The organism is Streptomyces sp. RLB3-17 (assembly GCF_007113425.2).
GTDB lineage: Bacteria > Actinomycetota > Actinomycetes > Streptomycetales > Streptomycetaceae > Streptomyces > Streptomyces mirabilis_D.
Window position 1 is genome coordinate 8,684,616 of the sequence record NZ_CP041610.2, and the last position, 25,443, is coordinate 8,710,058.

15 protein-coding genes and 1 pseudogene are annotated in these 25,443 nt (G+C 73.1%); 4 read left to right on the plus strand and 12 right to left on the minus strand.

The genetic code is table 11. The features are described 5' to 3' along the window. Nucleotides 1–6: 6 nt before the first annotated feature. The 5 genes and pseudogenes from FNV62_RS38895 to FNV62_RS38915 form a co-directional block, all read right to left on the minus strand. A complete protein-coding gene (locus FNV62_RS38895; protein WP_143628575.1) occupies nucleotides 7–7,143 on the minus strand; it encodes a type I polyketide synthase in 7,137 nt (2,378 codons plus the stop codon). A 539-nt stretch (nucleotides 7,144–7,682) separates the two neighbouring features. Further along, nucleotides 7,683–7,754: pseudogene (locus FNV62_RS57655) on the minus strand (hypothetical protein); the annotation flags it as partial. Between the two features lie 179 nt (nucleotides 7,755–7,933). After that, entirely contained in the window at nucleotides 7,934–8,656 is a 723-nt protein-coding gene (locus FNV62_RS38905) for an FAD:protein FMN transferase (RefSeq protein ID WP_143609525.1), read from the minus strand. A gap of 4 nt (nucleotides 8,657–8,660) precedes the next feature. Then, entirely contained in the window at nucleotides 8,661–9,161 is a 501-nt protein-coding gene (locus FNV62_RS38910) for an FMN-binding protein (protein WP_143628578.1), read from the minus strand. A 10-nt stretch (nucleotides 9,162–9,171) separates the two neighbouring features. After that, nucleotides 9,172–10,509, minus strand: a complete 1,338-nt coding sequence (locus FNV62_RS38915; protein ID WP_143603311.1) for a ferric reductase-like transmembrane domain-containing protein — start codon at nucleotides 10,507–10,509, stop codon at nucleotides 9,172–9,174. 91 nt (nucleotides 10,510–10,600) lie between these two features. Here FNV62_RS38915 and FNV62_RS38920 point away from each other — a divergent pair, with 91 nt between their 5' ends. Together FNV62_RS38920 and FNV62_RS38925 are read left to right on the plus strand one after the other, a co-directional pair. After that, complete coding sequence (locus FNV62_RS38920) at nucleotides 10,601–11,365, plus strand: response regulator transcription factor (RefSeq protein ID WP_225900518.1); 765 nt, start codon at nucleotides 10,601–10,603, stop codon at nucleotides 11,363–11,365. Continuing rightward, nucleotides 11,362–12,855: a sensor histidine kinase gene (locus tag FNV62_RS38925; protein WP_225900519.1), complete on the plus strand. Its 1,494-nt coding sequence runs from the start codon at nucleotides 11,362–11,364 to the stop codon at nucleotides 12,853–12,855. Before FNV62_RS38920 ends, FNV62_RS38925 begins: the two co-directional genes overlap by 4 nt. 51 nt (nucleotides 12,856–12,906) lie before the next feature. Here FNV62_RS38925 and FNV62_RS38930 read toward each other — a convergent pair whose 3' ends face one another. From FNV62_RS38930 to FNV62_RS38955, 6 genes are all read right to left on the minus strand, one after another. Further along, nucleotides 12,907–13,629 (minus strand): alpha/beta fold hydrolase, encoded by a 723-nt coding sequence (locus tag FNV62_RS38930; RefSeq protein ID WP_054236990.1) that lies wholly within the window; start codon nucleotides 13,627–13,629, stop codon nucleotides 12,907–12,909. A gap of 33 nt (nucleotides 13,630–13,662) precedes the next feature. Continuing rightward, entirely contained in the window at nucleotides 13,663–14,634 is a 972-nt protein-coding gene (locus FNV62_RS38935; RefSeq protein ID WP_054236991.1) for an alpha/beta hydrolase, read from the minus strand. A 95-nt stretch (nucleotides 14,635–14,729) separates the two neighbouring features. Next, the gene (locus FNV62_RS38940) at nucleotides 14,730–15,701 is read right to left on the minus strand and encodes a helix-turn-helix domain-containing protein (RefSeq protein ID WP_205523177.1); all 972 of its coding nucleotides are present in this window, start codon (nucleotides 15,699–15,701) and stop codon (nucleotides 14,730–14,732) included. 172 nt (nucleotides 15,702–15,873) lie between these two features. Continuing rightward, the gene (locus tag FNV62_RS38945) at nucleotides 15,874–17,772 is read right to left on the minus strand and encodes a BTAD domain-containing putative transcriptional regulator (RefSeq protein ID WP_225900520.1); all 1,899 of its coding nucleotides are present in this window, start codon (nucleotides 17,770–17,772) and stop codon (nucleotides 15,874–15,876) included. After that, entirely contained in the window at nucleotides 17,751–18,548 is a 798-nt protein-coding gene (locus tag FNV62_RS38950) for a helix-turn-helix domain-containing protein (protein ID WP_143603314.1), read from the minus strand. Before FNV62_RS38950 ends, FNV62_RS38945 begins: the two co-directional genes overlap by 22 nt. A 148-nt stretch (nucleotides 18,549–18,696) precedes the next feature. Next, a complete protein-coding gene (locus FNV62_RS38955; protein WP_143603315.1) occupies nucleotides 18,697–21,606 on the minus strand; it encodes an AfsR/SARP family transcriptional regulator in 2,910 nt (969 codons plus the stop codon). Nucleotides 21,607–22,499: 893 nt separating this feature from the next. On the opposite strand from FNV62_RS38955, the gene FNV62_RS38960 reads away from it, so the two are divergent. Further along, nucleotides 22,500–23,243, plus strand: coding sequence for a YcnI family protein (locus tag FNV62_RS38960; protein ID WP_143603316.1), 744 nt, complete (start codon nucleotides 22,500–22,502; stop codon nucleotides 23,241–23,243). A 16-nt stretch (nucleotides 23,244–23,259) separates the two neighbouring features. Here the strand turns inward: FNV62_RS38960 and FNV62_RS38965 are convergent, their stop codons facing one another. Then, nucleotides 23,260–24,243 (minus strand): helix-turn-helix domain-containing protein, encoded by a 984-nt coding sequence (locus FNV62_RS38965; RefSeq protein ID WP_143603317.1) that lies wholly within the window; start codon nucleotides 24,241–24,243, stop codon nucleotides 23,260–23,262. A gap of 101 nt (nucleotides 24,244–24,344) precedes the next feature. Here FNV62_RS38965 and FNV62_RS38970 point away from each other — a divergent pair, with 101 nt between their 5' ends. After that, nucleotides 24,345–25,376, plus strand: a complete 1,032-nt coding sequence (locus FNV62_RS38970) for a saccharopine dehydrogenase family protein (RefSeq protein ID WP_143603318.1) — start codon at nucleotides 24,345–24,347, stop codon at nucleotides 25,374–25,376. Nucleotides 25,377–25,443: the final 67 nt, after the last annotated feature.

The following is a 25,443-nucleotide window of genomic DNA, read 5'->3' on the forward strand; positions in this document are numbered from 1 at the left end:
CCTCGGTCACCAGCCCGACGCGGTGTAGACGACGGCGGTGTCGCCCTCGGGTCCCCAGGCCAGCTCGCGCAGCAGGCTCATGGTGCCCTCGTCGGGGTCGATGAGCTGGATACCGCGGCCCGCGTAGTGCCGCATCAGCTCGGGGGTGACCATGCCGTGGTTGCCGTCGCCGGTCGGCGCCCACGGACCCCAGTGGACGGTCAGTCCGCGGCGGCCGGTACCGGAGCCCGCCCAGCGGGCGCCGAGGGTCTCCAGGGCGTCGTTGGCGGCGGCGTAGTCGGACTGTCCGCGGTTGCCTAGGGCCGCGGCGATGCTGCCGAACAGCACGGCGAACCGGGGGCCTTCCCCGTCCGGCAACTCGCCCAGCGCGGACAGTAGTTCGCGCGCCCCGTCGACCTTCGTACGGAACACCCGATCGTAGGACCGCGGTCTCTTCTCGGCGATCAGCTTGTCCTCGATCACGCCCGCCGCGTACACGACGCCGTCGATCCCCCCGTGCTCGGCGTGGATCTCCTTCACCGCCCGGCGCACGGCGTCGCCGTCCAGCGCGTCCACGGTGCGGTAGCGGACCTCGGAGCCGAGCGCGGCGAGTGTGCGCAGGGTGGCGCGCACCTCGCGTTCGGCCTGGATCCGGCCGATCGCCCGCTCGATCTCGGCGGGGACGCGCAGCCCGCCCGCGATGAGCGCGCTCCGCAGTTCACCGGCGGTGCCCGCGGCGGCGAGCGCGGGGTCCTCCGCGCCCTCGGGCAGGGCCGTGCGGCCGAACAGTTCGATCCGGCAGCGGCTCGCGGCGGCCAGGGTCGCGGCGAACCGTGCGGTGATCCCCCGGGCGCCGCCCACCAGCAGGACGACCGAGTCGGCGTCCAGGCCGAGCGCGGCGGCCTCGGCGGCACCGTCCCCGGCCGGCCCCGCGCCCGTGCTGCCGAGCAGACCGAGCCCCTCCTCGGCCATGCGCAGTCCGCGCCGTGTGCCGGGGGAGCGCAGGACGACCGGCTCGTGGTCGGGCGCGGTGAGTTCGGCGACCAGCTCCGCGGCGATGTCCTCGGGCGCGGTGCCGGGCGCGTGCTCGACGACCCGGGCGACCGTGTCGGGATACTCCCGCGCGAGGGAGCGGAAGAAGCCGCGCAGCCCGGCGGAGGCGCCCGCGGCCAGCACCCAGCGCGGGTTGCCCGCCAGCACCCGCTGGTAGGCGGGGAAGACGTCCGGCAGGACGGGCGGGGCGTCCGGCGCGACGAGGTGCACGAGCCCGTCGAACTCTCCCTCGGCCGGGGGTTCTTCGGCGGTCACCGCATGGGCGCCGTGCACGGTCAGGCGGGCGGTCAGCGCCTCGGCGACCGGTCCGGAGCCGAGCAGCAGGAAACTGCGACCGATCAGCAGGTCACTGGAGGGCGCCGGATCGGCGGGGGCGAGGTCGAACTCCCGCATCACGAGACGCTTGGGCGCCACGACGACGGGTTCGGGGGCGGCCGGCCCGGCTTCCGGGCCCGCGGGTTCGGCCGCCTCACCCCGGGCGCCCGCCACCAGGGCGGCGATGCTCGCGGCGGTACGGGCCTTGGTCAGTTCTTCGACATCGGTGTCGCCGGTCGTGGTGAGGCCGAGGCGGGTGGCGAGTTCGCCGGCTATCTCGGCTCTCTTGATGGAGTCGACGCTGAGGTCGGCTTCTAGGTCGAGGTCCGGTTCGATCATGTCGACCGGGTAGCCGGTACGTTCGCCGATCACGTCGAGGACGACGGCGAGGACGGATTCGGCGGTCGGGGCGGGCCCTGCGGCGGGTGCGGAAACGGGCGCCGGGGTGTCTTTCGAGCCGGTCACCCGCTCGATCAGCGCGGTGATCGCGGCGGCGGTACGGGCCTTGGTCAGTTCTTCGAGGTCGGTGTCGCCGGTCGTGGTGAGGCCGAGGCGGGTGGCGAGTTCGCCGGCTATCTCGGCTCTCTTGATGGAGTCGACGCTGAGGTCGGCTTCTAGGTCGAGGTCCGGTTCGATCATGTCGACCGGGTAGCCGGTGCGCTCGCCGATCACCTCGAGCACGACCGACAGCACCGAGCCGCCGGCCGGTGCGGCCACCGCGACCGGCGCGGCGGCGGGCAGTGCGGTCACCGTCACCGAGGTGTCGGCGGGCAGCGCGGTCACCGTGACCGGAGCGTCGGTGTACGTGATCGGGGCGGGGGCCGCGGGACGTATCCCCGGATCCGCTCCCAGGTACCCCAGCATCACATCCCGCTGCGCCGCGATCATCTCCCGGCTCGTGCGCAGGAACTCGCTGATCAGGGCCTCGGACCCGGTGGCCGCCGCCACCGGTCCGACCGGGCTGCTGTGGGTCACGAGGGCCTCCGGGACACGCTCGGCGGGGTGGAGTGCGGCGGCGGGGATCACGCCGTCCGCCGTACGGATCAGATGGCCGTCGACCGTCCACGCGGCGCGCCTGGGACGTGGGGCGCGGGCGTCGGCGGGGACCGCGTCCCGGCCCTGGAAGAGCCACGCGGTCCTGATGTCCGCACCGGCGACGGCCAGTTGGGCGAGCGCGGCGAGGAACCCGGCGAGACCGGCACGTCGGCCCTCCTCCAGGGCGACCGTGCGGTGCGGCCGGTCGCCGAGGACCGCACCCACCAGCCGGGTCAGCACCGAGCCGGGTCCGGCCTCGACGAAGACGCGGGCCCCGGCCTCGTACATCGCCTCGATCTGGTCGGCGAACCGGACCGGGGAGCCGATCTGCGCGGCGAGTTCGGCCCGGATCTCCTCGGGGCCCCGCGGGTAGCGGGTGGCCGTACGGTTCGACCAGACCGGGAAGTCGGTGGGGGCGAGGGGGACTTCGGCGAGCACCGCGGCGAAGGTCTCGCCGGCCGCCGCGACCAGCGGGCTGTGGAACGCGCAGGCGACCGGGATGCGCTTGGCGCCGAGCCCCTGCGCGCGCAGTCGCTCGACGGCGCTGAGGACGTCCTCGGTGGGACCCGAAATGACCGTCTGACGGGGCGAGTTGCGGTTGGCCGTCACCACCGAGTCGGCCAGGCCGGCGGCGGTGAGGGCCGCCGCGACCTCCGGTTCGCCCGCGGCGACGGCGGCCATGGTGCCGGGGTCGCCCTCGCCGGTGGCGCGCAGGATGGCGGCGGCGCGTTCGCGGCTGATGCGCAGCAGCGCGTCCGGGGTGAGGGCGCCCGCCGCGGCCAGCGCGGCCAGTTCTCCGTAGCTGTGGCCCGCGGCCATCGCCGGACGCACTCCCGCCCTGGTCAGGAGCTGGAACGCGGCGAGCCCGGTCAGACCGAGCGCGGGCTGCGCGACGGTGGTGTCGGTGATGCGCTCCTGCTGCTCCTTGCGGCCCGTCTCGTCGAAGGCGGTCGGCGGGAACAGAACCCGGGCCGTCGTCTCGTCGAGCCGCAGGTGGCGCTGGAGTTCGGGGAAGGCGACGAAGAGTTCGGCGAACATCCCGGGGCGCTGGCTGCCCTGCCCGGGAAAGAGCAGTGCCACGTCACCCGTCTCGTCCTCGTCGGCGGCGAACAGGCCTTCCTTCGGGGCGTGTTCACCGGCGATCGCGCGACGCAGCAGCGCCGTCAGCTCCTCGGTGGACCCGGCGACGAAAGCGATCCAGGTCCGCGCGCCACGGGTGCTCGCGGTGCTCGCCGTGCCCGTCGTGCTCCGGGTGGTGGCGGCCTCCGCGCGCCGGGACGCCGCGAGCGCGAAGTCCCGCAGCCGCCACGGCTCGTAGGCGCCGGGATCCGCCTCCACGAGGGCGAGCAGTTCGCAGGCGGCCCGTACCGCCGCCGCCCGGTCCGCGCCCCGGAACGTGAAGAGCTCGGCGGGCCAGTGCTGGGCCGAGGTGACCGGCGGCGGCCCGTCCCCGTGGGCCCGCAGGACGACGTGGAAGTTGGTGCCGCCGAAACCGAAGGCGCTGACGCCGGCCACCCGTTCGGCCGGGGCGGCGGACCAGGGGCGGGCCTCGGTGTGGAAGGCGAACGGGCTGCTCTGCGCGTCCCAGGCCGGGTTCGGCTCGGTGAGGTGCAGGGTCGGCGGCTTGACACCGGTGTGCAGGGCGAGCGAGGTCTTGATCAGTCCGGCGAGTCCGGCCGCGCACTTGGTGTGCCCGATCTGCGACTTGACCGAGCCGAGCGCGCACGCGCCGGGCGGAGCCCCGGCCTCCTCGAACACCCGGGTGAGAGAGCCGAGTTCGGTGCGGTCACCGACGACGGTGCCGGTGCCGTGCGCCTCGACGAGCCCGACCTCGGCGGGCGAGATGCCGGCGTTGCGGTAGGCCCGGGTCAGCGCGTTGTACTGGCCCTCGGGCCGGGGCGCGGTCAGCCCGAGCGCCCGGCCGTCACTGGCGCTGCCGACGCCCTTGATCACCGCGTACACCCGGTCGCCGTCCCGCTCGGCGTCCGCGAGCCGCTTGAGGACGACACAGCCGACGCCCTCGCCGAGCGCGATGCCGTCGGCCGCGCTGTCGAAGGGCGCGGAGCGGCCGGAGGGCGAGAGGGCGTGCGCGGAGGCGAAGAGCAGGTAGTCGTTGATGCCGTTGTGCAGGTCGGCGCCGCCGCACAGCACCAGGTCGCTCGTCCCGCTCGCCAGCTCCTTGCACGCCACGTCGACGGCGGTGAGGGAGGAGGCGCAGGCGGCGTCCACGGTGTAGTTGGCGCCGCCGAGGTCGAGGCGGTTGGCGATCCGGCCCGCGATGACGTTGGCGAGGATGCCGGGGAAGGAGTCCTCGGTGAGCTTGGGCAGTTGTTCGTCCAGCGCGGGCGGCAGGCTGCCCAGGTAGGCGGGCAGGACGGAGCGCAGGGTCATCGCGTTGGACAGGTCGCTGCCCGCCTCCGCGCCGAACACGACCGACGCGCGGGTCCGGTCGAAGGACCGGCTGCCGTAGCCGGAGTCCTCCAGGGCGCGGCGCGCCGCCTCCAGGGCGAGCAGCTGCACCGGCTCGATGGCGGGCAGCGAGGCGGGCGGGATGCCGTACCGCAGCGGCTCGAAGGGGATCTCGGGCAGGAAGCCGCCCCAGCGGGACGGGGTCTTCTCCCCGGCGCCCCGCGGGTCGTGGTAGAGCTCGGCGTCCCAGCGGGTCGCGGGCACCTCGGTGACGGCGTCCTCGCCCGCCAGCACGTTCGCCCAGAAGGTGGCGAGGTCGGGGGCGCCGGGGAACATGCAGGCCATGCCGACGATCGCGATGTCCAGCGGTTCGGGGGAGGGTTCGGCGGCGGGTTCCCCGATGCCGAGGGCCTCCCGCCGCGCCGCGAGGAAGCCGGCCGCGCCGCTGGTGACCGAGGCGTGCAGCTCGGCGACGGTGGTGACGGCGGAGCGCAGCACGGCGACCTCGCCGGCCATGAACATGCCCTCGGCGAGCTGTCTGTCCTCGCCGACCGCGCTCAGCCCGCCGTCGACCCGTTCGATGCCCTTGCTGGCCAGCCGCAGCCGCCCCACGTTGAGCCGCTCCAACTGCTCCCAGGCCTCGCGGCCGGGTGTCCCGCGGGCGGCCAGGTCCTCCTTGACCGCCGCGAACTCGTCGGTGAACGCGCTGTGGACACAGCGGGTGGCGTGTCCGGGAGCGGTCTCCAGGAGGTCGGTGCGCTCGGCGTCGATCACCTGCCGCTGGAACAGGGGCAGCACCGCGCCCGCGCTCACGGCCTCCTCGGTGAACAGGTACGCCGTGCCCATCAGCACGCCCACGGCGGCACCCCGCGCGCTCAGCGGCGCGGCGAGCGCGGTGACCATGGCGGCGGAGCGCTCGTCGTGCACCCCGCCCGCGAAGAACAGCTGGAGTTCGGTGGCGGTGCCGTTCTTCGCGCCCGCCAGGAAGTCGTCGAGCACGCCGAGCTGCGCCTCCCACAGCGGGAAGCTGTTGCGCGGCCCGACATGGCCGCCGCACTCGGCGCCCTCGAAGACGAACTTGCGCGCGCCCGCTTCCAGGAACTGCTTCAGCAGCCCCGGCGACGGCACGTGCAGGAAGGTGGAGATGCCCACCTCCTCCAGCGCGGCGGCCTGCGCGGGACGCCCGCCCGCGATGATCGCGTGGGACGGGCGGATCTCCCGTACGACCTCCAGCTGGGCGGCCTTGATCTCCTCGGCGGCGAAGCCGAGGACGCCGACGCCCCAGGGCGCGTCGCCGAGCGCCTCCCTGGTCTGCTCCAGTACGGCGCGGGTCTGGTCGGCGCCGGACAGCGCGAGCGCGATGAAGGGCAGCCCGCCGTGGCCGCTCACCTCGGCGGCGAACGCGGCCTGGTCGCTCACCCGGGTCATCGGCCCCTGGGCGACGGGCAGTTCGCTCCCGAAGGGGCGGGTGCCCGAGCCGTCGGGGCCGAGCGAGACACCCGCGTTCTTCGCCGGGTCGAGACCGGGACCCGCGCTCTTCAACGCGTCGAGGACGGCGTCCCGTACGCCCCGCACCGCCGCGTGGACGGTGCCCCAGCGCTCCTGGAAGCGGGCGGCGAGAAAGCCGTCCTGACCGACCTCGGGGGCGGGCGTGCCCGCCTGGGCACCCCGGCGCCGTACGACTCGGCGGCCGTCCTGCACGGTGGTCTCGGAGCCGTCGAGCCCGGCGAGCAGCGCGGAGGTCCCGGCGGGCAGTTCGGCCTCGGCCTCGGCGAGCAGGGCGAGCTGGGTGTCCAGGACGACACCGGCGCCACCGCCCGCGACGACGGCCGCCGCGGTGTGCGGGCCCGCGCCGCCGCAGGCCCAGACCGGAAGGTCCAACTCGTCGTCGTCGAGGAGCTGTTGGAGCAGTACGAAGGTGCTCAGTTCACCCACGGGACCGCCCGCCTCATGGCCCCGGGCGATCAGCCCGTGTGCCCCGGCCGCGGCGGCCCGTAACGCCTGGGCGCGGCCGGTCACCTCGACGAGTACGCGGTGGCTGGGGAAGTCCGCGGGCGTGCAGGAGGCGTCGGCGGTCAGCAGGACGGTGTGGACACAGGCGGGGAGGTCCCGCGCGGGAAAGGCATCGTTGTCGCGGAGCCGTACGCCGAAACCGGCGGCCGACCATTCCTCGGCCGACGCGAGTTCCGCCGCCGCCCGGCGCCCACCCGCGGTGAGGTCGAGCACCCCGAGACCGCCCGCCCGTACGGCGGCCGCCGTGACCCGAGCCGAGGGGACGGCGAACGGGTTCAGGGCGATGACGATGTCCTCTACGGCAAACAGGCCGGAAGTATCGAACTTCGACACAGGCACGCGAACGCTCCAAATCGCACGAGGGTGAGGATTGGTGGGGGAGAGCGGAGAGCGCTTGCGCTTCACAACAAGCCGTCAGCTGATGTGAAGCACGCTCATGCTTATTGCGCATCCCCGTGAAAGTCAAACTCTCAAGGAGGCTGCCATTACCGGACGTAACACGGTCGACACAGCCGCCGCCGAGCCAGATGCGAGCTGGCAACAGAGGCCTTGTTCCGAGGAGTTGAGGGGGTCGGTGACCGCTGGTCGGTCGGCTCCGCGCCCCCGATTCGGCCTGCGGCAATGCCTGCTGACGCAGTGTCGAACAGGGGGTCCACTTCGATCTTGCGGAAACGAACTGTTTCCCCCGCTGTAAATTGAAACTTTTATTAGTTCCCCTCTTCATAATCAAAATTCACGTTGGGTGGAAGGGTGGGATTTCGGCACTTGAGGGTGAATGGCCACGATTCGTACTCGTCGGTAAGTTGGCTCATTTCAACAGCACGGCCCGGCCGCGGGAGCGGCCGGGCCGTGGCTGGATCCAAAGGTGGCGGGGCGGGTCACTCGGCGTAGAACGTCGCGTCCGCCCTGGCGAGCGTCGTGTCGGCGGGCCGGGTGTGGAGCAGGCGGTCGTAGTGCCGGAGGTGGCGGCCGGCGCCGCTGTACGACTCGAACGAGACACCGGAGGCCGTGTCGGCGAAGTTCGAGGGAGACGGTCCCGGTCCCGGCGAGTCCGCCCCTCACCCCGAACTGCGAGTCGGCCAGGTCGGTGACGTTCGGCTCGATCTTGGCGCGGAAGTCCCAGGGGTGGTCATCCGGCCACAGGGAGCCCCGCCGTACGCAGGACCCTGCGTTCGGCGTCGACCGCGAACACCTCGCACCCCTCGCGCGACGCGGCCCACTCCACGCCCTCCGCGCCCATCGCGAACGCCGCCGTCGCCGTCGCGTCCGCCTCGGTCAGGGACGGCGCCACGACGGTGACGCTGAGCAGCCCGGTGGCAGGGCGGCCGGTGCGCCCGTCGAGGATGTGGTCCCCGCGTTCGTAGCGCGCGGAGGTCGCCACCGCGCCGTCGGTGATCTCCAGCACCGTGCACAGTTGGTCGGCCCGCTCGGGATGGCGTACGCCCACCCGCCAGGGACCGCCCGCGGCCACCACGTCACCACCGGCGTTCAGGCAGAACCGGGAAGTCCCCGGACCGCTGAGGAGGTTGGCGGCCCGCTGCACCGACCAGCCCTTCACCATCGCGCAGGGGTCCAGGCCGCGGCCCGGCAGCCGCACGTCGAACGCGCCGCCGGTCGCGACCCGGTACTCCTCGCACAGGTCGAGGACCTCGGTCAGGTCCGGGCTGAGCTCGTGGGGGGTGAGCTCACCCCGGTCGAGCCGGGACACCTCGCTGTCCGCACGGAACGGGCTGAAGCGGGCGTCGACCTCGCGCAGCCAGGCGAACACGGGGTCCGCGGTCTCCTCGGACGCGCTCTCGTCGTCGATCCGCAGCGAGACCGGGAACCCCATGACCTGTTCGACGCGCCGCATCCCGCTATCCCTTCGCGTCGAGGGCGGCCTGCAGCGACGTGACGTATCCGTCGCTGGTGATCGTGGCGCCGGACACCGCGTCGATGTCGGCGCTCTGTGCCTGGAGCGTCTCCTGGATCAGCTTCGGTACGGCCGCCGTGGTCTGCGGGTGGTTCGGCTGCTGGAGCATCCGTACCGAACTGATCCTGTCGCCCTCGAAGGTCACCTCCACCTGCACGGCGCCCTTGGAGGTGTTGACGGTGGAGCCCTGGACGACTCGGGAGGCCGCGGCCGAGGACGACGCGGACGACGAAGACGAAGACGAAGACGACGACGAAGACGACGACGAAGACGAAGACGACGACGAAGACGAAGACGACGAAGACGACGATGATGACGATGAAGACGGAGTCGAGGCGGGCGCGGCGACCTCGGTGGTCGTCGTCGTACCGCTCGACGGTGCGTAGCGCCACAGCGGGATCAGACCGGCGATGGACAGGGCCACTACAGGCAGTGCTCGTTTCACGGTGTCCCTCTCATCCCGCCAGGCTGAAACGCTCGAAGTGGATCTGCGGCTTGGGCACACCCAGGTCGCGCAGGGTGCGCAGCACCGCGCGCGTCATGGCGGGCGGCCCGCACACGAAGACGTCCCGTTCGGCGACGTCCGGCACGAGCCGCGCGAGCTCGCGCGGCGCCAGCTTGTCCGGTGTGGCCGGTCCGGTCACCACGTGCAGCTCGGCGCCCTTGGCCTGCGCGAGCTCCCGCAGCTCGTCGAGGAGCACCGCGTCCCGGTCCGTGGCCACCCGGTAGATGAGCACGACATGGTCGTGGAGGTCCTCCAGCAGGGCCCGGATCGGGGTGATGCCCACGCCGCCCGCGACGAGCAGGGTCTCCGAGCGGGTGCGGTGCAGAGTGGTGAAGGCGCCGTAGGGGCCCTCGGCGAAGACCCGCGTGCCCACCTTCAGATGCCGCAGGGCCGCGGTGCCCTCGCCGGCCGTCTTCGCGGTCAGCCGCAGCCGGTTGCCGTCCGGGGCGGCCGACAGGGAGAACGGGTTCGCCTGCCACCAGCGGTCCTTGGTCAAGAACCGCCACAGGAAGAACTGCCCCGCCCGCGCGGGCAACAGGTCGAGGTCGCGCCCGGTGACGTAGATCGAGACGACGTTGTCGGACTCGGGGACGACGGCCGAGACCCGTAGCCGGTGGCGCAGGTTCCGCCACACCGGCAGGACCACCCGGCCCAGGAACACCGAACCGAGCGCCACACCCCACAGGCCCCACCAGTAGGCGGTGGCCGCGGACGAGGTGGTGAAGGTGGTGCCCACCGCGACCTGGTGCGTGAAGGCCAGCACCACCGCGACATACGTGTAGAGGTGGATGAAGTGCCAGGTCTCGTAGGCCAGCCGGCGCCGCGCGAAGCGGGCCGACACCCCGCCGATCACGAGGATCAGGGCCAGCGCGACGATCGCCCGCAGCACACCCTCGGTCGTCGTGGCCAGCTCCACCAGCTCGTCCCAGAAGGACGCCGACGCCGCACCCGCATAGCCGAGGGTGATGAACAGCGCGTGCGACAGCAGCGTCCACAGCAGGCCGAAACCGACCCAGCGGTGCCAGGAGGTCAGCCGGTCCATGCCGATCCGGTGGTCGAGCCACGGCAGGCGGGCGACCAGCAGCAGTTGGAAGGCCATCAGGAGCGCCCCGTACAGGCCCGCCAGCCGGCCGAGCATGATCAGGGTGTCCGGGCCGGGCCCGGCCTGGAGGAAGAACACGGTCACGACGGCCGCGTTCGCGGCCAGCAGGGCGTACAGCCCGGTGCGGGCCACCACCTTCGGGCGTATCGCCGTCGGGGGCGGCTGGACACGTTCGACAGTGGTCACGGAGAGCAGCTCCTCGTTCGGGTGTGGGGACACCGAGCCTGCCCGGTGGGAGCTGTCGTTTTCCTGTCGCTCAACTTTCAAGTGTTTATCGATGTGGATCAGAGACGCCGGCGGCTATGGCGTCGGCGGCCACGTCACGCACTATGAGCGGGTGGAAAAAGTGCGCCTCCTGGTCGTGGACGACGACCCTCCCATCGCCGACCTCGTCGCGACGGTCGCCCGCTACGAGGGCTGGGAGGCGATGACCGCGTACTCCGGTGAGGACGCGCTGCGCCGGGCCGCCGAGTTCCACCCCGACATCGTGGTGCTCGACCTGATGCTGCCCGGCCTCGACGGATTCGCCGTCCTCGACCGGCTGCGGCAGTCCGGGACGATGGTGCCCGTCGTCTTCCTCACCGCCCGCGACGGCGTCGCGGACCGGGTCGCGGGCCTCACCCGAGGCGGCGACGACTACCTCGTCAAGCCGTTCGCCGTGGAAGAGCTCATGGCGCGGCTGCGGACCGTCCTGCGCCGCGCCGCGGGCCCCGGCTTCCAGCGCTCCGTGCTCCAGGTCGCCGACCTGACGATGGACGAGGACACCCGTGAGGTGCGGCGCGCCGACCGGCTGCTCACCCTCACCCCGACCGAGTACGAGGTCCTGCGCTACCTCATGCGCAAGTCGCCGACCGTCCTCACCAAGGCCCAGATCCTCGACCACGTGTGGGAGTACGGCTTCGGTGGCCGCTCCAACGTGGTGGAACTCGTCGTCAGCCGACTGCGCCGCAAGCTCGACGGCAACAATGCGACCGACAGCGGCGAGTCGCTCATCCACACCGTGCGCGGCGTCGGGTACGTGGTGCGGCAGGTCGCCGAGTGAGCGGCCCCGGGACCGGCGGCGCGTTGCGCCGTCTGCGGGGCGCCTACCGCCGCACACGCCTGGGCACCCGGCTGGCCCTCGGCATCGGCGTGCTGTCCCTCGTCGTGTTCGCCGTCGTCGGCACGGCCCTGACGACGTACATGAAGGAGTACCTGGAGCGTCAGCTCGGCGAGCAGATGAAGCTCGTCCAGGTCACCCAGTCCAAGGACGCCCAGGCGCACGGCATCGTCCAGCGGCGCCCCTACTACGGCTGGTTCACCGCCGTGTACGACGTCCGGGGCCGTACGGCGGTCCTGCGCAAGCCCGCCGACGTCCCCGCCGACACCGCCGAACTCACCGCCGTCGCCCAGGCGTTGCCGGACGGAGGTGACGCGCACCTGCTGCGCACCGCGCACATCGCGGGGGAGGGCACGTACAAGCTGCGTGCCTGCGAGGTCGAACCCGGCGTCGTCCTCGTCACCGCGGCGCCCATGCAGGACATGCAGGCCACCGTGCGGCAGCTGATCACGGTCCAGGTCGTCACCTTCGCGCTCGCCCTGCTCGGGCTCGTCGTGATCGGCCGGACGGTACTGCGGCGCGGGCTGAAGCCCTTCAGCGACATGGCCCACACCGCCCGCGGCATCACCTCGCACAACCTCACCGGCTCGGCGGGGCTGGAGGTGCGGGCCGGGGGCGGGCGCGGTGGACCCGAGGTCGAGGAACTGCGCACGGCGTTCAACACCATGCTGGAGCACATCGACGACGCGCTCGCCGTCCGTACCGAGGCCGAGCAGCGACTGCGCCGGTTCGTCGCGGACGCCTCGCACGAGCTGCGTACGCCCCTGATGTCGGTACGCGGCTACGCGGACCTCTTCCAGTACGCCGCCGCCAACGAGCCCGGGGAACGCGAGAAGCACCTGGCCCGGCTGCGCGCCGAGGCCGCCAGGATGGGCGTACTCCTCGACGACCTGCTCCTCCTCGCCCGCCTGGACGCCGCCGAGGTGGAGACACCGCTGCGGCTGGAGGACGCGGACCTGACGGAGCTGGCGCGGGAGGCCGCGGACGCCTTCCGCGCCGGACGAGGGGAGCACGTGCTGTCCGTGACGGCCGGTCCGGACCCGGTGCGCCTGCGCCTGGACCCCCTGCGGATCCGGCAGGTCCTCGACAACCTGCTCACCAACGCCGCCATGCACACCCCGGCGGGGACGAAGGTGCGCCTGGAGGTGTCGGCCACGGGGGCGGGGCAGGCGGTGCGCGTCGGCTCGTCCGGCACGGCGGTCGTGCGGGTCTGCGACTCCGGGCCCGGGATACCGGCCGCCGACCAGGAACGGGTCTTCGACCGGTTCTACCGCGTCGACAAGGCCCGCAGCCGCGACCGCGGCGGCAGCGGGCTGGGCCTCGCGGTCGCCCGCTCACTGGTCCGGGCACACGGCGGCACCATCGAGGTGACCAGCCGCCCCGGTTCGACGACGTTCACGATCCGGCTCCCCCTCCCGCCCGCGCTCCCGTGACCACGGAGGAGTACCTCCACCCGGCCGCCGTCGGCTCGCTCGGCCGGTCGTTCAGCCGGTCGCGCGGACCGCGTCGCGGATCAGCTCGGCGACCACCTTCGGCCGGGACACCGCGACGGCGTGCGAGGCGCCCTCGACCTCCAGGATCGTCGCTCCCGCACGCTTCGCGCCGAAGCGCTCGACCTCGGGGTTGATCGCCTGGTCCGCGGCGGCGACCAGGGCCCAGGACGGCCTGGTCTTCCACGCGGCGGCGGTGGCCGTCTCCGTGAACGCCCCGGCGGCGAGCGGACGCTGGGCGACCGCCAGCACCTTGGTGACGTCGGCGGGGACGTCCGCGGCGAAGACGGCCGGGAACGCCTCGGGGACGATGGTGACCTCGACGGCCGGGTCACCGCCCTCGACCGGATACGTGGCCTGCTTCAGGCTGCTGCCCAGCGGCGAGTCGGGGAAGCGGCCCTGCAACTCGCCCAGGCTCTCGCCCTCCTCGAGGACGTACGCCGCGACGAAGACCAGGCCGACCACGTTCTCCGCGGTGCCCGCGACGGTGATGACCGCGCCGCCGTAGGAGTGGCCGACCAGCACGACGGGGCCGTCGATCTGCGCGGCCACCGAGGCGATGTACGCGGCGTCGGAGGCGAGAGAGCGCAGCGGGTTCGGCGGCGCGACGACGGGAATGCCGTGGTTCTGCAGTTCCGCGATGACGCCGGACCAGCTGGCGGCGTCGGCGAAGGCACCGTGCACGAGCAGGGCGGTGGGAGTGGTGTTCCCGGACATGACTGTTTCTCCTTGTCGGTCTGGTGGACCCGGTCAGCCCGCGTGCAGCGCGGTGTGCAGCGTGCGGGTGGCCATCGTCAGCGCGGCCTCGGCGGCGTGGGTGCCGCGCAGGGCGTTGAGCATCACGAAGTCGTGGATGATGCCCTGGAAGCGCACGGCGGTGACGGGCACTCCGGCCGTACGCAGCTTGCCCGCGTAGGCCTCGCCCTCGTCGCGCAGGACGTCGGCCTCGCCGGTGATGACCAGGGCCGGGGGCAGGCCGGTGAGCTGCTCGGTGGTGGCGCGCAGCGGGGAGGCGGTGATCTGGGCGCGGTCGGCCTCGTCGGTCGTGTACTGGTCCCAGAACCACTGCATGCCGTCGCGGCGCAGGAAGTAGCCCTCCGCGAACTGGTGGTAGGAGCCGGTGTCGAAGTTCGCGTCGGTGACCGGGTAGAACAGGACCTGCTGGAGCAGCGGGACATCGCCGCGCTCCTTGGCCATCAGGGTCAGCGCGGCGGTCATGTTGCCGCCGACGGAGTCGCCGGCCACCGCGAGGCGGCTGCCGTCCAGGCCCTTGGACGCGCCCTGCTGCACGACCCACTGGGCGACCGTGTAGTTCTGCTCGATGGCGACCGGGTAGCGGGCCTCGGGCGAGAGGTCGTACTCGGGGAAGACCACCGCGGCCTCGGCGCCCACGGCCAGTTCGCGGACCAGGCGGTCGTGGGTGTGGGCGTTGCCGAACACCCAGCCCGCGCCGTGGATGTAGAGGATCACCGGGAGGGTGCCGGTGACACCGGCGGGCTTGACGATCCGGGCCCGGACGCTGCCCGTCGGACCGCCCGAGACGGTGACCCACTCCTCGTCGATGTTCGGCATCTCGATCTCGCCGGACTGCACCTCGTCGACGGCCTTGCGACCCTCCGCAGGGGCGAGGTCGAACAGGTACGGCGGATTGGCGGTGGCCTCCGCGAAAGCGGCGGCGGCCGGTTCCAGTACGGGCTTGACCGGCTCTACGGCGTCGGACATGGGAATCTCCTGAAGCGTCGTTCCTGGGTGCGAGGCCGGGCGATGCTCCGGCCTCGCAGTCACGCTAGAGGCGCGGTGCGGGCGTGAGTGGTCCGTCAGCGCACGGCCGTTGAACTCACAGCGCCCAACGCGTCGACGGTCTCAGCGGTGGGCGTGGCGCGGCCGACGGTGTCCCGCCATTCGCTGGGCGACATGCCGTACGCGGCCCGGAAGACCCGGCTGAAGTGGGTGGCGCTCATGAACCCCCAGCGGTTGGCCACCGCCGCGATGGTCCGACCGCCCCTGGCCCGGATCATCAGGTCCCGGCGGCACTCCTCGAGCCGGCGCCGCTGGATCCACCGGCCGACCGTGGTGCCCTCGTCCTGGAAGAGCCGGTGCAGATAGCGCGCCGAGATGTGATGGGCCCCGGCGATCGTCTCGGGGGACAGGTCCTCGTCGGTCAGATGCAGGTCGATGAACTCCAGGATCCGGGCCCTCAGCGGTGTCCGGGCGTCGGGCGTCGCGGTGGCGTCCCGGCCCAGCCGCTCGGTGGCGAGGGTGGCCAGCACGTTCACGGCGTTCCAGGCGAGCAGCTCGCCGACCGGCGGCCGGGACGAGGAGGCCGTGTCGGCGAGTTCCGACAGGAACGGCGACAGCAGGCTGCCCAGCCGGGACACACGGGGTACCGGCGTCCCCGCGAGCCGGGCCACATCGGCCGCGTCGAGCCCGAGCGACTCGTACGGCACGAGGAACACCTTCATGCGGAAACGCTCGGGGAAGTCGAGCGTCGCCGGACCGTTGGCGTCGTAGAAGCAGATGTCTCCCGGCCCGAGGAAGACGTCCTCGGGCCGCCGCGGACCCAGCGCGCCGCTCCCGCCGCGTGCCTCGCGTCCGCCTCGTACGTCGCTCCCGCCTCGCAAGCCCGCCGCACCTCGTACGCCCGCCGCGCCCCTCATACCTACGAAGAGGTACTCGCCGCTGTCCCGGGCGACCAACCGGTGTGCCCGCCGGGCCGGGTAGGGCCGGCCCGCCCCGGGCAGCTCCGCGGGCGCCGCGCCCGAGACGACGATGTCGAGGCCCATGGGCATGCGGCACCTACCGGTCTCACCCGCCTCGTCCGTCTCACCGCGGCCGGTCCGAATGGTGCTGAAACTGGACGTCATCCGCCGTTGCCTCCGAGCCCTGCCGAACTGTCGAGAGGAGCGACGACGCTTCGTGGGACGGTCGTCCACTCCGCTCGGAGAGTAGGTCGGGGCGAGTTCAAAAAGAGTGACGCGGGAGTGACAGGGACTCCGTCGCGGCGGCCTCGGCGGCCTCCGCGAGCTCGGCGGCGAACGCGCGCAGCAGAGTGTGCGCGGTGTAGCGGCCCGGCGCGTCCTCGCGCACGAGATGGGCGTCGGCGAGACGACCGAGGATCGGCCGGGCCTCGCCGGGCGACAGACCGGCGAGGCGGGCGGCGGTGTCCGCCGTGATGCCGGGGCCGGGGTGCAGCGCCACGAGGCGGAAGAGCCGGGCGTCGGGGGGTGGCAGCGACCGGTGGGACGCGGCGAACGCGGCGCGGGCGTCGGCCGTCCCGTCGACGCCCGCGAAGGCGTCGAGGCTCCCGTGCGCGGCGCGGAGTTCGGCGGCGAGGGCGGCCAGCGGGAAGTCGGGGCGGCTGACGGCGCGCGCGGCCACGATGGCCAGGGCCAGCGGCAGCCGGCCGCAGCGGTCGATGATCTCCTCGGTCGCCCCGGGCTCGGCGGCCGACCGCCGTCGGCCGACGCGCAGGGCCAGCGCGGCGCGGGCCTCGGCGGCGGACGGCAGTTCCAGACACAGCGGCCGGGCCCCGGAGGCGATCAGACCGGGCAGCCGGTCACGGCTGGTGACCACGGCCAGACAGCCCGGGGCGGTGGGCAGCAGCGGACGTACGTGCTCGGTGCGGGCGGCGTCGTCGAGCACGACGAGGACCCGGCGGTCCGCCAGCAGCTCGCGGTAGAGGTCCCTGAGCGCGGCCAGGTCGTCCGGGAGGTGCCGGGGCGGCGCTCCGAGTGCCACCACCAACCCGCGCAGCGCCTCCACGGGTTCCGGCGTGGGCCCGGCGGCCGCATCGTGGCCGCGCAGCTCGACGTAGAGCTGACCGTCCGGGAACCGATGCGCGACCTCATGGGCCCAGTGCACGACCGACGCGGTCTTCCCGACGCCCGCCATTCCGCTGACCAGGATCGTCCCGGGCGCCCCGGAGGACGCCGCCGCCCCGGCGAGGGCGGTCAGCTCCGCGAGTTCCTCGCTCCGACCGGCGAAGACCGTCAGGCCGGGCGGCAACTGGGCGGGTCTGGCGAGGAGTTTCACCGGTTCGGACAGCGCCGTCCCGGCCGGTCGGTGCACCGGGGGCGCCGACGCGCGCACCTCCTGACGGAGGACCCGGGTGTGGGCCTGGCTCAGCTCGGCGCCCGGGGCGACCCGCAACTCCGCGGCCAGTCGGCGCCGTACCTCCTCGTACGCCGTCAGCGCCTCGGCCTGCAGTCCGCAGGACGCCAGCACCATCACGAGCCGGGCGTGCAGGGACTCGTCCAGGGGCTCGAGGTCGATGGCCCGGCGCAGGCTCGGCAGCACGAGGCCCGCCGTGCCGCACAGCAGGGCCGCGTCGGCCGCCATCCGGGTGGTGAGCACGAGTTCGTGCTCCACGGCGCGGAACAGGGCGTGCTCGCGAGCCGACGCGGGGAGCCCCATCGCCACCGGCCCGCGCCACTCGCCGAGGGCCCCGACGAACTGCCGTACCGCCACCTCGGGCCGACCGGTGGCGACCGCCCGCTTGCCCCGCAGGGTGAGCTCGCGGAACCGCAGCAGATCGATCTCGTCCGGCTCCGCGTCCAGGAGGTAGGCACCGGTGCGGCGCGGCAGACGACGGCCGGACGCCCGGGGCGGCAGCCCCGGTTCGAGCAGCCGCCGCAGCGCACCGACGTACCGGCGCACCACGTTCGGGGCGCTGGCCGGCGGACGGCTCGCCCACAGCACATCCACGATCTCGCTCACCTGCACCGGCCGCCCCGCCCGCACCATGAGCAGCCCCAGGAGAGCGCGTTGCTGCGGGAACCCCAGATCGAGTTCCCGCTCGGCCCGCCGAACCCGCAACGGACCCAGCACCTCGAACCGCATCACCTCGTCGAACTCTGCCATTCGCTGGGGGACATGCCGTAGGCGTCCCGGAAGGTGCGGCTGAAGTGCGACGGGCTGCTGAACCCCCAGCGCCGCGCCACGGCGGCCACGCTCGGCCTGCGGTTCGCGCTCCGGCTCAGCTCGCGCCGGCACGCGTCCAGCCTGCGCCGCCGTATCCACTGGCCCACCGTGGTGCCCTCCTGCTGGAAGAGTTTGTGCAGGTAGCGGACGGAGATGTGGTGGGCGAGCGCGATCGACTCCGGTGACAGATCCGGATCCGTCAGATGCTCTTCGATGAAGGCCTGGATCCGCGACACCGTCTCGGTACCGACGTCCGACGCGTCGGGGGTTTCCTCCCCGAGGAGTTGCATGACGAGCACGGCGACGAGGTCGACGGCGGAGCGGGCGAGCCGGTGGCCCGTCCTCGACCCGCGGAAGTCCGTCTCGGCGGCGAGCGCCGAGAGGAAGTGGGACACCAGCGCGCCGACACCCTCGTCGCCCCGCACGCGCCGGCCCATGACCCGGTGCAGGTCCGAGGGCGACACCCCCAGGTGACCGCGGGGCACCCGGAAGACCGTCAGTCGGCAAGGGCCGCTGAAACGCAGGTGGTCACGCCGGGCCGGATCGTGGAACACCAGGTCACCGGGGGCCAGGAACACCTGGGTGCCGCCCCGTGTCACCGAGACGGAGCCCTGGACGTGCAGTCCCAGGTGCAGGAACGCGTCGTCGGTCGTGTCCGGCAGCCGGAAGAGACGACGGACCGGTGCGGTGTCGCGTGACGTCACCGAGTCGATCATGAGGACTCCCGAGGTGAGATGTCGGGCCCAGGGCCCTGACTGAGGAAATTCTCGACGTCCATGCTCGCCCTTGTGGATCGCCGGCGTCCGCGCGGTCCGGACGTCTCCGCGGTCCGGACGTCCGCGCGATCCGGGCGTTCGCGCGCGTTCATGCGGAGCCGCGTCGCTCGGCGCGTTCACGCAGTCGGGCGCGGACCTGTTCGGCGTCGGGGTGGCCGAGTGCGGTGAGCAGGACGAGGGCCGCTCGCCAGGAGTCGCGGGCGCTCGTGTGGTTGCCCATCGCGAAATGGGTGTCGCCGAGGCGGGTGAGGGTCTCGGCCTCCGGATACGGCACCCCGAGCTCCCGGTAGAGGGAGAGCGCGTTGCGGTAGGCGAGCAGGGCGTGCGGATGGCGGCCCAGGTGCTGGTAGGCGTAGGCGATGCTGTCCCAGGTGCCCGCCTGGCCGTAGCGGTCCCCCAGGTCCTGGAGCATGGTCAGGGCCTCGAAACAGTGGCTCAGCGCCTGCCGGTGCTCGCCGAGCAGGGCGTGGTACCAGCCCACGGAGTTGAGGACGCTGGCCTGTGCTGCTCGCAGGCCGGCGCTCCGGAACAGCTCCAGGGCCAGCTGGTTGTGGCGCAGGGCACCGGGCAGGTCGCCCCGCTGTTCGCTCTCCCAGCCCAGACTTCGGTGGGTGTCGGCCCGTCCGACCGCGTCTCCCAGCCCGGTGAAGAGCTCCAGAGCGCGTTCGAGACGCGGGCGCGAGCGGTCGTGCAGGCCCAGCCTGCCCTCCGCGCGGGCCAGCGCCCGCAGTCCGCGGGCCTTCATCGCCGGGTCCCCGAGCCGCTCGGCGGCATCGAGCGCGGTCTGCTCGACGACCGCCCAGTCGTGCCAGGCTCCGCGCCGGTCGAAGAAGGGCTCGAGGGACCAGGCGAGCAGACAGGCGAGCCGGTCGTGACCGGAGCCCGCGGCCGCGTCGACGACGGCGAGCAGCCCCGCGTGTTCGGCCGTGAGCCAGGCCAGCGCGGCGGTGTCGTCGACGAGCGGCTCGGGGACGCTCTCGGGAGCGGGCGGCTCCAGCGGCATCGGGTCCTCGTGCGGGGCGAGCAGCAGACCGGCCGCGCGGGCGGTGTGCAGACAGTGCTCGAACAGCCGCCGCACGGCCGCGCCGCGGTCCTCCTCGGAGTCCTGGGTGCGGACGAGTTCGGTGGCGTGGGCACGCAGCAGGTCGTGGAAGGCGTACCGGCCGGGAGCGTGTTCGTCGAGGAGGTGGACGCCGGTCAGTTCGCTCAGCAGCCGCCGGGTTTCGCGCACCGGACGTCCGGCGAGGGCGGCCGCGGCCGGTACGGAGAGGTCGGGGCCGGGATGCAGGGCGAGCAGCCGGAAGAGCCGGGCGGCCGGGGCAGAGACGGCGGCCAGGGACCAGGAGAAGACCGCGCCGACGTCCGCCGAGGTGTCGGGGTGGGCGAAGGCCTCCAGACTGCCGTGTGCCGCGCGCAGTTCGGCGGCGATCGCCGACAGCGTGAAGTCGGGGTGGGTGGCCGCGCGGGCGGCGACGCAGGCCAGGGCGAGCGGCAGTCCGGCGCACAGAGCGGTGATCTCGGCCACGGCCCAGGGCTCGGCGTCGATGCGCGCGGCGCCCAGCCGCCGGGCGAGGAAGGCGCGGGCCTGGTCGGCGTCGAAGGGACGCAGGGTCAGTGAGCGGGCTCCGTGCGCGGCCACCAGCCCGGACAGCTGGTTGCGGCTGGTGACGATGGTGAGACACCCGGGGGCCCCGGGGAGCAGCGGTTTCACCTGGTCGGTGTCGCGGGCGTTGTCCAGCAGGACGAGGAAGCGGCGCCCGGCCAACAGGCTGCGGTAGAGCGCGGCTTGGGCGTCCACGCCGTGCGGGACGCGCTCGGGCGGCACGCCCAGCGTGTCCAGGAACCCGCGCACGGCCTCGGCCGGGTTCATGACGGTGCCCGACGGGTCGAACCCCCGCAGATTGACGTAGAGCTGCCCGTCGGGGAACTGGTCGGCGACCTGATGGGCCCAGTGCACGGCCAGCGTGGTCTTCCCGATTCCGGCCATGCCGCCGATGGCGCTGATCACCACCGTCTCCGCGAGCGCCCTCTCACCGGTGAGCGGCCCCAGTGTCTCGTCCAGTTCGGGTTCCCGACCGGTGAACGTCGGCAGGTCGTGGGGGAGTTGGGCGGGGGCCGGCACCGGGGGTGTCCGTGGACCGGCGGAACCCGGGCCCGTTTCATCGGCCTCGGAGGTGACCGCGCCCGTCTCGGCCAGGTCCGTCCGGGACACGTCCGCCGCCGCCGTGCCGGGGTCGTTCAGCAGCACCGTCCGGTGGGCTTCGCGCAGCTGAGGACCCGCGTCGATGCCCAGCTCACCGGCGAGCCGGGCACAGGCCTCCCGGTAGGTGCTCAGCGCCTCGGCACGACGAGTGTCGGCGGCCAGCGCGAGAATCAGCCGGGACAGCAGGGGTTCGTCCAAGGGATGCTCGGCGGCGGCCCTCCGCAATGCGGGCAGGACCGTGCCGGGCAGACCAGCGAGCAGCGCCGCGTCGGCCGCCTCCCGTACGGCGGTGACGTACTCGTGGCTGAGCAGGCCGAACGCCGCGTGCGCCCGTACCTCCGCGCCGATCCCGGTGGCGACCGGCCCCTGCCACAGGGACAGCGCCTCGGCGAACAGCTCCGCGCCGCGTGCGGGCACCCCCTCCGCGGCGGCCCGCCGGGCCTGGTCCCGCAGTTCACGGAAGCGCAGGAGGTCCAGGGAGCCGCTGTCGGTGAGCAGCCGGTAGCCGCCCGCGTCCCGCACCAGCCAGCGGCCCGTCGCCCGTGCGGGCAGTCCGGGCTCCAGCAGCCGGCGCAGCGCACCGACGAGACGGTGCACCACGTTGACGGCGCTGTGCGGCGGGCGGTGCCCCCACAGCGCGCTCACGATCTCGCCCATGCCGACCGGTTGGTCGGCCCGCACCAGCAGCAGCGCCAGCAGTGCCCTCTCCTGAGGGCGCCCCAGGTCCAGTTCCGTTCCCGCCCGCCAGGCACGGACGTGCCCCAGAACCGAGAACCGCACCGGCTCCAGCCCCAATTCGCCCCCTCCTCGAAGAATCCCCCAGGGACTCCACCCCAGGAATTCCACCCCAGGGATTGACCCTACGTCACAGAATGTGTTACCGCGCGTCACAGCCCGCCGGACGGCTCCGGGCCGCGTTCTGATCGCCCGGGAACTGAACGGGGTCCGCGTCCGACTCGTAAAGGGGAGCAGTCTGACCAGGTAGGACGTGGCGGTGGTGCGGATGCGCGGTGAAGGGGAGAGATTCTCCGGCTGCCCGGCGGCATCGGGTGACGTGAACGTGTCCCTGGCGGTGCGGAGTCTGCGCGCGGCCGTGTTCGCCGTGCTGTGTGTGCTGCTCGCCGCCGGGGGACATGCGCTGGCCATGGGCGCGGCGCCCCCCGTGCGGGTGCAGGTCCTCGGCGCTCTGCCGGTCTTCGTGGTCGGCTGTCTGCTGGGCGGGCGGGAGCGTTCGCTGGTCGCCATCGGCGCTGCGACGGTCGCGGCCCAGGGAGGCCTGCACCTGGCGTTCGACGCCGGTCGGCCGCACGCCGTGATGGCCATGCACGGGCTGCGCATGTCCCATACGCACCCCCACTCCCATGCGCTGACACCGCACGCCACCGCCGTCCATGTCGTGGCGGCCCTGGTGCTGACCTGGTGGCTGCGGCGCGGCGAGGCCGCGCTGTGGTCGCTGCTGCGGCGGGCGGTCGTGTTCGTGCCGGGGCTGGCTGCCTGGTGGCAGGTGGCTGGAGGGTTCCGGGGAATATCGAGTACGCCGGAACCGGCGCGCCGGGCTGCCCATGGGGCATGGTCACCGCGGCGGTTGAGGCTGCGGCACGCCGTACACCGGCGCGGGCCGCCGAGGGGGATGTCGTACGCCGTCCGACCCTCGACATCCCTCCCTCAGTACGGAGATCCCCTCGCTCATGTCCACGACACGCACCCCCCTGCGCCGCGCCGGCCTCGTCACCGCTCTCGCCGCCACCGGGGTCCTGACCGCCGCGGGCGTCGCCTCCGCGCACGTCACCGTCCACCCCGAGAGCTACGCCAAGGGCGCCACCGACGGTGTCCTCACTTTCCGTGTCCCCAACGAGGAGAACACGGCCGGCACCACCAAGGTCCAGGTCTTCCTGCCCACCGACCACCCCGTCCTCGGCGTGCTCGTCACCCCGCAGGACGGCTGGACCGCCAAGGTGACGGACACGAAGCTCAAGACGCCCGTCAAGACCGATGACGGCACCATCACCGACGCCGTCTCCGAGATCACCTGGACCGGCGGCAAGATCGGGGTCGGGCAGTACGAGGACTTCAACGTCGCCTTCGGCCAGCTGCCCGACGACACCGACCAGTTGACCTTCAAGACCCTGCAGACGTACTCCGACGGCAAGACCGTTCGCTGGATCGAGGAGGCTTCCGGCGGCCAGGAGCCGGAGAACCCGGCGCCGGTCCTCAAGCTCACGGCCAAGAGCGCGCAGGACGGGGACAGCGGCGCCCCGACCGCCTCGGCGGCGACCTCGAAGACCTCAGGAAGTTCCAAGTCGACCGCGTCGAGCGGCGATTCGACGGCTCGCGGGCTCGGCGTCGGCGGGTTGGCCGTGGGTGTACTGGGACTGGCCGCAGCCGTGTTCGCGGTCCTGCGCAGCCGCTCCGCGGGATCCCGGGCCGAGTAGGCCGGCTGGGACACCGTCAGCGTCGGCGCTGGCGTTGCCGGTCGTCGTGCGAGTCGGTGCGGGGCCGTGAGCGGAAGGTTCGGCGGTAGGTGTCCGGAGGCACGCCGACCGTCCGGTTGAAGTGTCGCCGCAGCGTTGTGGCGGTGCCCATGCCGGTGGCTGTCGCGATGGCGTCGACGACGTCGTCGGTGGTCTCCAGCAACTCCTGCGCGCGGCGGATCCGTTGTGTCAGCAGCCATTGCAGCGGAGTGGTGCCCGTCACCGCCCTGAAGTGGCGGCCCAGCTGGCGCGAACTCATCCGGGCCTGGCGCGCCAGGTCCTCCACGGTGAGGGGACGGTCGAGGCGTTCGATGACCCAGGGGAGCAGCGCGGCGAGCGGGTGGTCGTCCCGGGTGGGCACCGGGGCGGCGACGAACTGGGCCTGGCCGCCGGCTCGGTGCGGCGGCACGACCAGGCGGCGGGCGACGGCGTTGGCGACGGACGAGCCGTGGTCGAGACGGACGAGGTGCAGGCACAGGTCCATCGCGGCGGCCTTGCCGGCGGAGGTGAGCACGCTGCCGTTGTCCACGTAGAGCACGTCCGGATCGACCTCCACCCGCGGGTAGCGGGCGGCCAGGGCCCCGGTGTGCGCCCAATGGGTGGTCGCGCGCCTTCCGTCCAGCAGTCCGGCGGCGGCCAGCACGAACGCGCCCGTGCACAGGGAGGCCACGCGCGCCCCCGCCTCGTGGGCCGCACGCACCGCGCCGACGAGATCGGCGGGCGGGTCCTCGTCGGCGTCCGCCCAGCCGGGGACGATCACGGTGTCGGCATGCCGGAGCCGGTCCAGCCCCTGGTCGGGCTCCAGCCGGAACCGGCCGAGCCGTACGGCGTCCGACCCGCAGACCTCGACGTCGTACCAGGGGACGGTCACGTCGACCGGAGCGGCGCCGAACACCTCGTACGCCATGGACAGTTCGAAGTGCAGCATCCCCTGGGTGACGGCCAGCGCGACGGTAACCATGTCCGGAATTGTACGGGGGACGTCGTTCCGGACACTCACGACGAGGTGCCCGTCCTCGCCAGGATGTTCTCAGCGGATCATTCGAGCACGGGGGAGAACCCATGGGATCGGGACAGACGGTGACGGTGTTCGGCGCGTACGGACACACCGGACGCTTTGTGGTGGCACATCTGCGGGAGCGCGGGTTCGTGCCGGTGCTCTCCGGCCGCGACGCCGGCAAGCTGCGGGCGCTGGCGGCATCCGTCCCCGGACTCGAGGTCCGGCCGGCGTCCGTCGACGACCCTGCCTCGCTCGACCGCGCCCTGGACGGTGCGGACGCCGTGATCAACTGTGCCGGGCCCTTCGCCGTGACCGCGGCTCCCGTGATCGAGGCGGCACTGCGCGCCGGGATCCCGTACGTCGATGTGGCGGCCGAGATCGAGGCCAACCTCGACACGTTCACGGACTTCGCGGACCGCGCCCGCGCGGCGGGAGCGGTGATCGTCCCCGCGATGGCCTTCTACGGCGGCCTCGGCGACCTGCTGGCCACCGCCGCGATGGGGGACTGGACGGCGGCCGACGAAGCGAACATCGCGTACGGACTGAGCAGTTGGCACCCCACCTCCGGGACACGCACCGCGGGCACGGTCTCCCAGGAGCGGCGAGGCGGCCGGCGCGTCCGCCACACGGAGGGGCGGTTGGAGTACCACGACGACAAGCCGACGCTCCTGAAGTGGCGCTTCCCCGACCCCATGGGCACCAGGGAGGTCGTCGCGGAGTTCACGATGGCCGACGTGGTCACCATCCCCAGCCACCTCTCCATCCCCGAGGTGCGCACCCACATGACGACCGAAGCGGCCAGGGACCTCTTTGCCGCGGACACACCGGCGCCGACCGCGGCCGACGAGGACGGGCGGTCCGACCAGACCTTCGTCGTCGACGTCGTCGTACGCTCCGGTGGCACCGAACGGCGCGCCGTGGCACGCGGCCGGGACATCTACGCCGTCAGCGCGCCGCTCGCGGTGGAGGCGGTCCACCGCATCCTCACCGGCCGGACCCGTGCGGTCGGTGTCGCCTCCGCCGGTGAGATCTTCGACGCGTCCGACTTCCTGCGCGCCCTGTCCCCGCACATCTCGCTCGAACTGCCCGGGTAGGGCGGAAGCCGCGGCGGCGCCACGGCGGCGAGCGGTGGCCGTGCGGGCTTCCGGATCTCCCCCCATG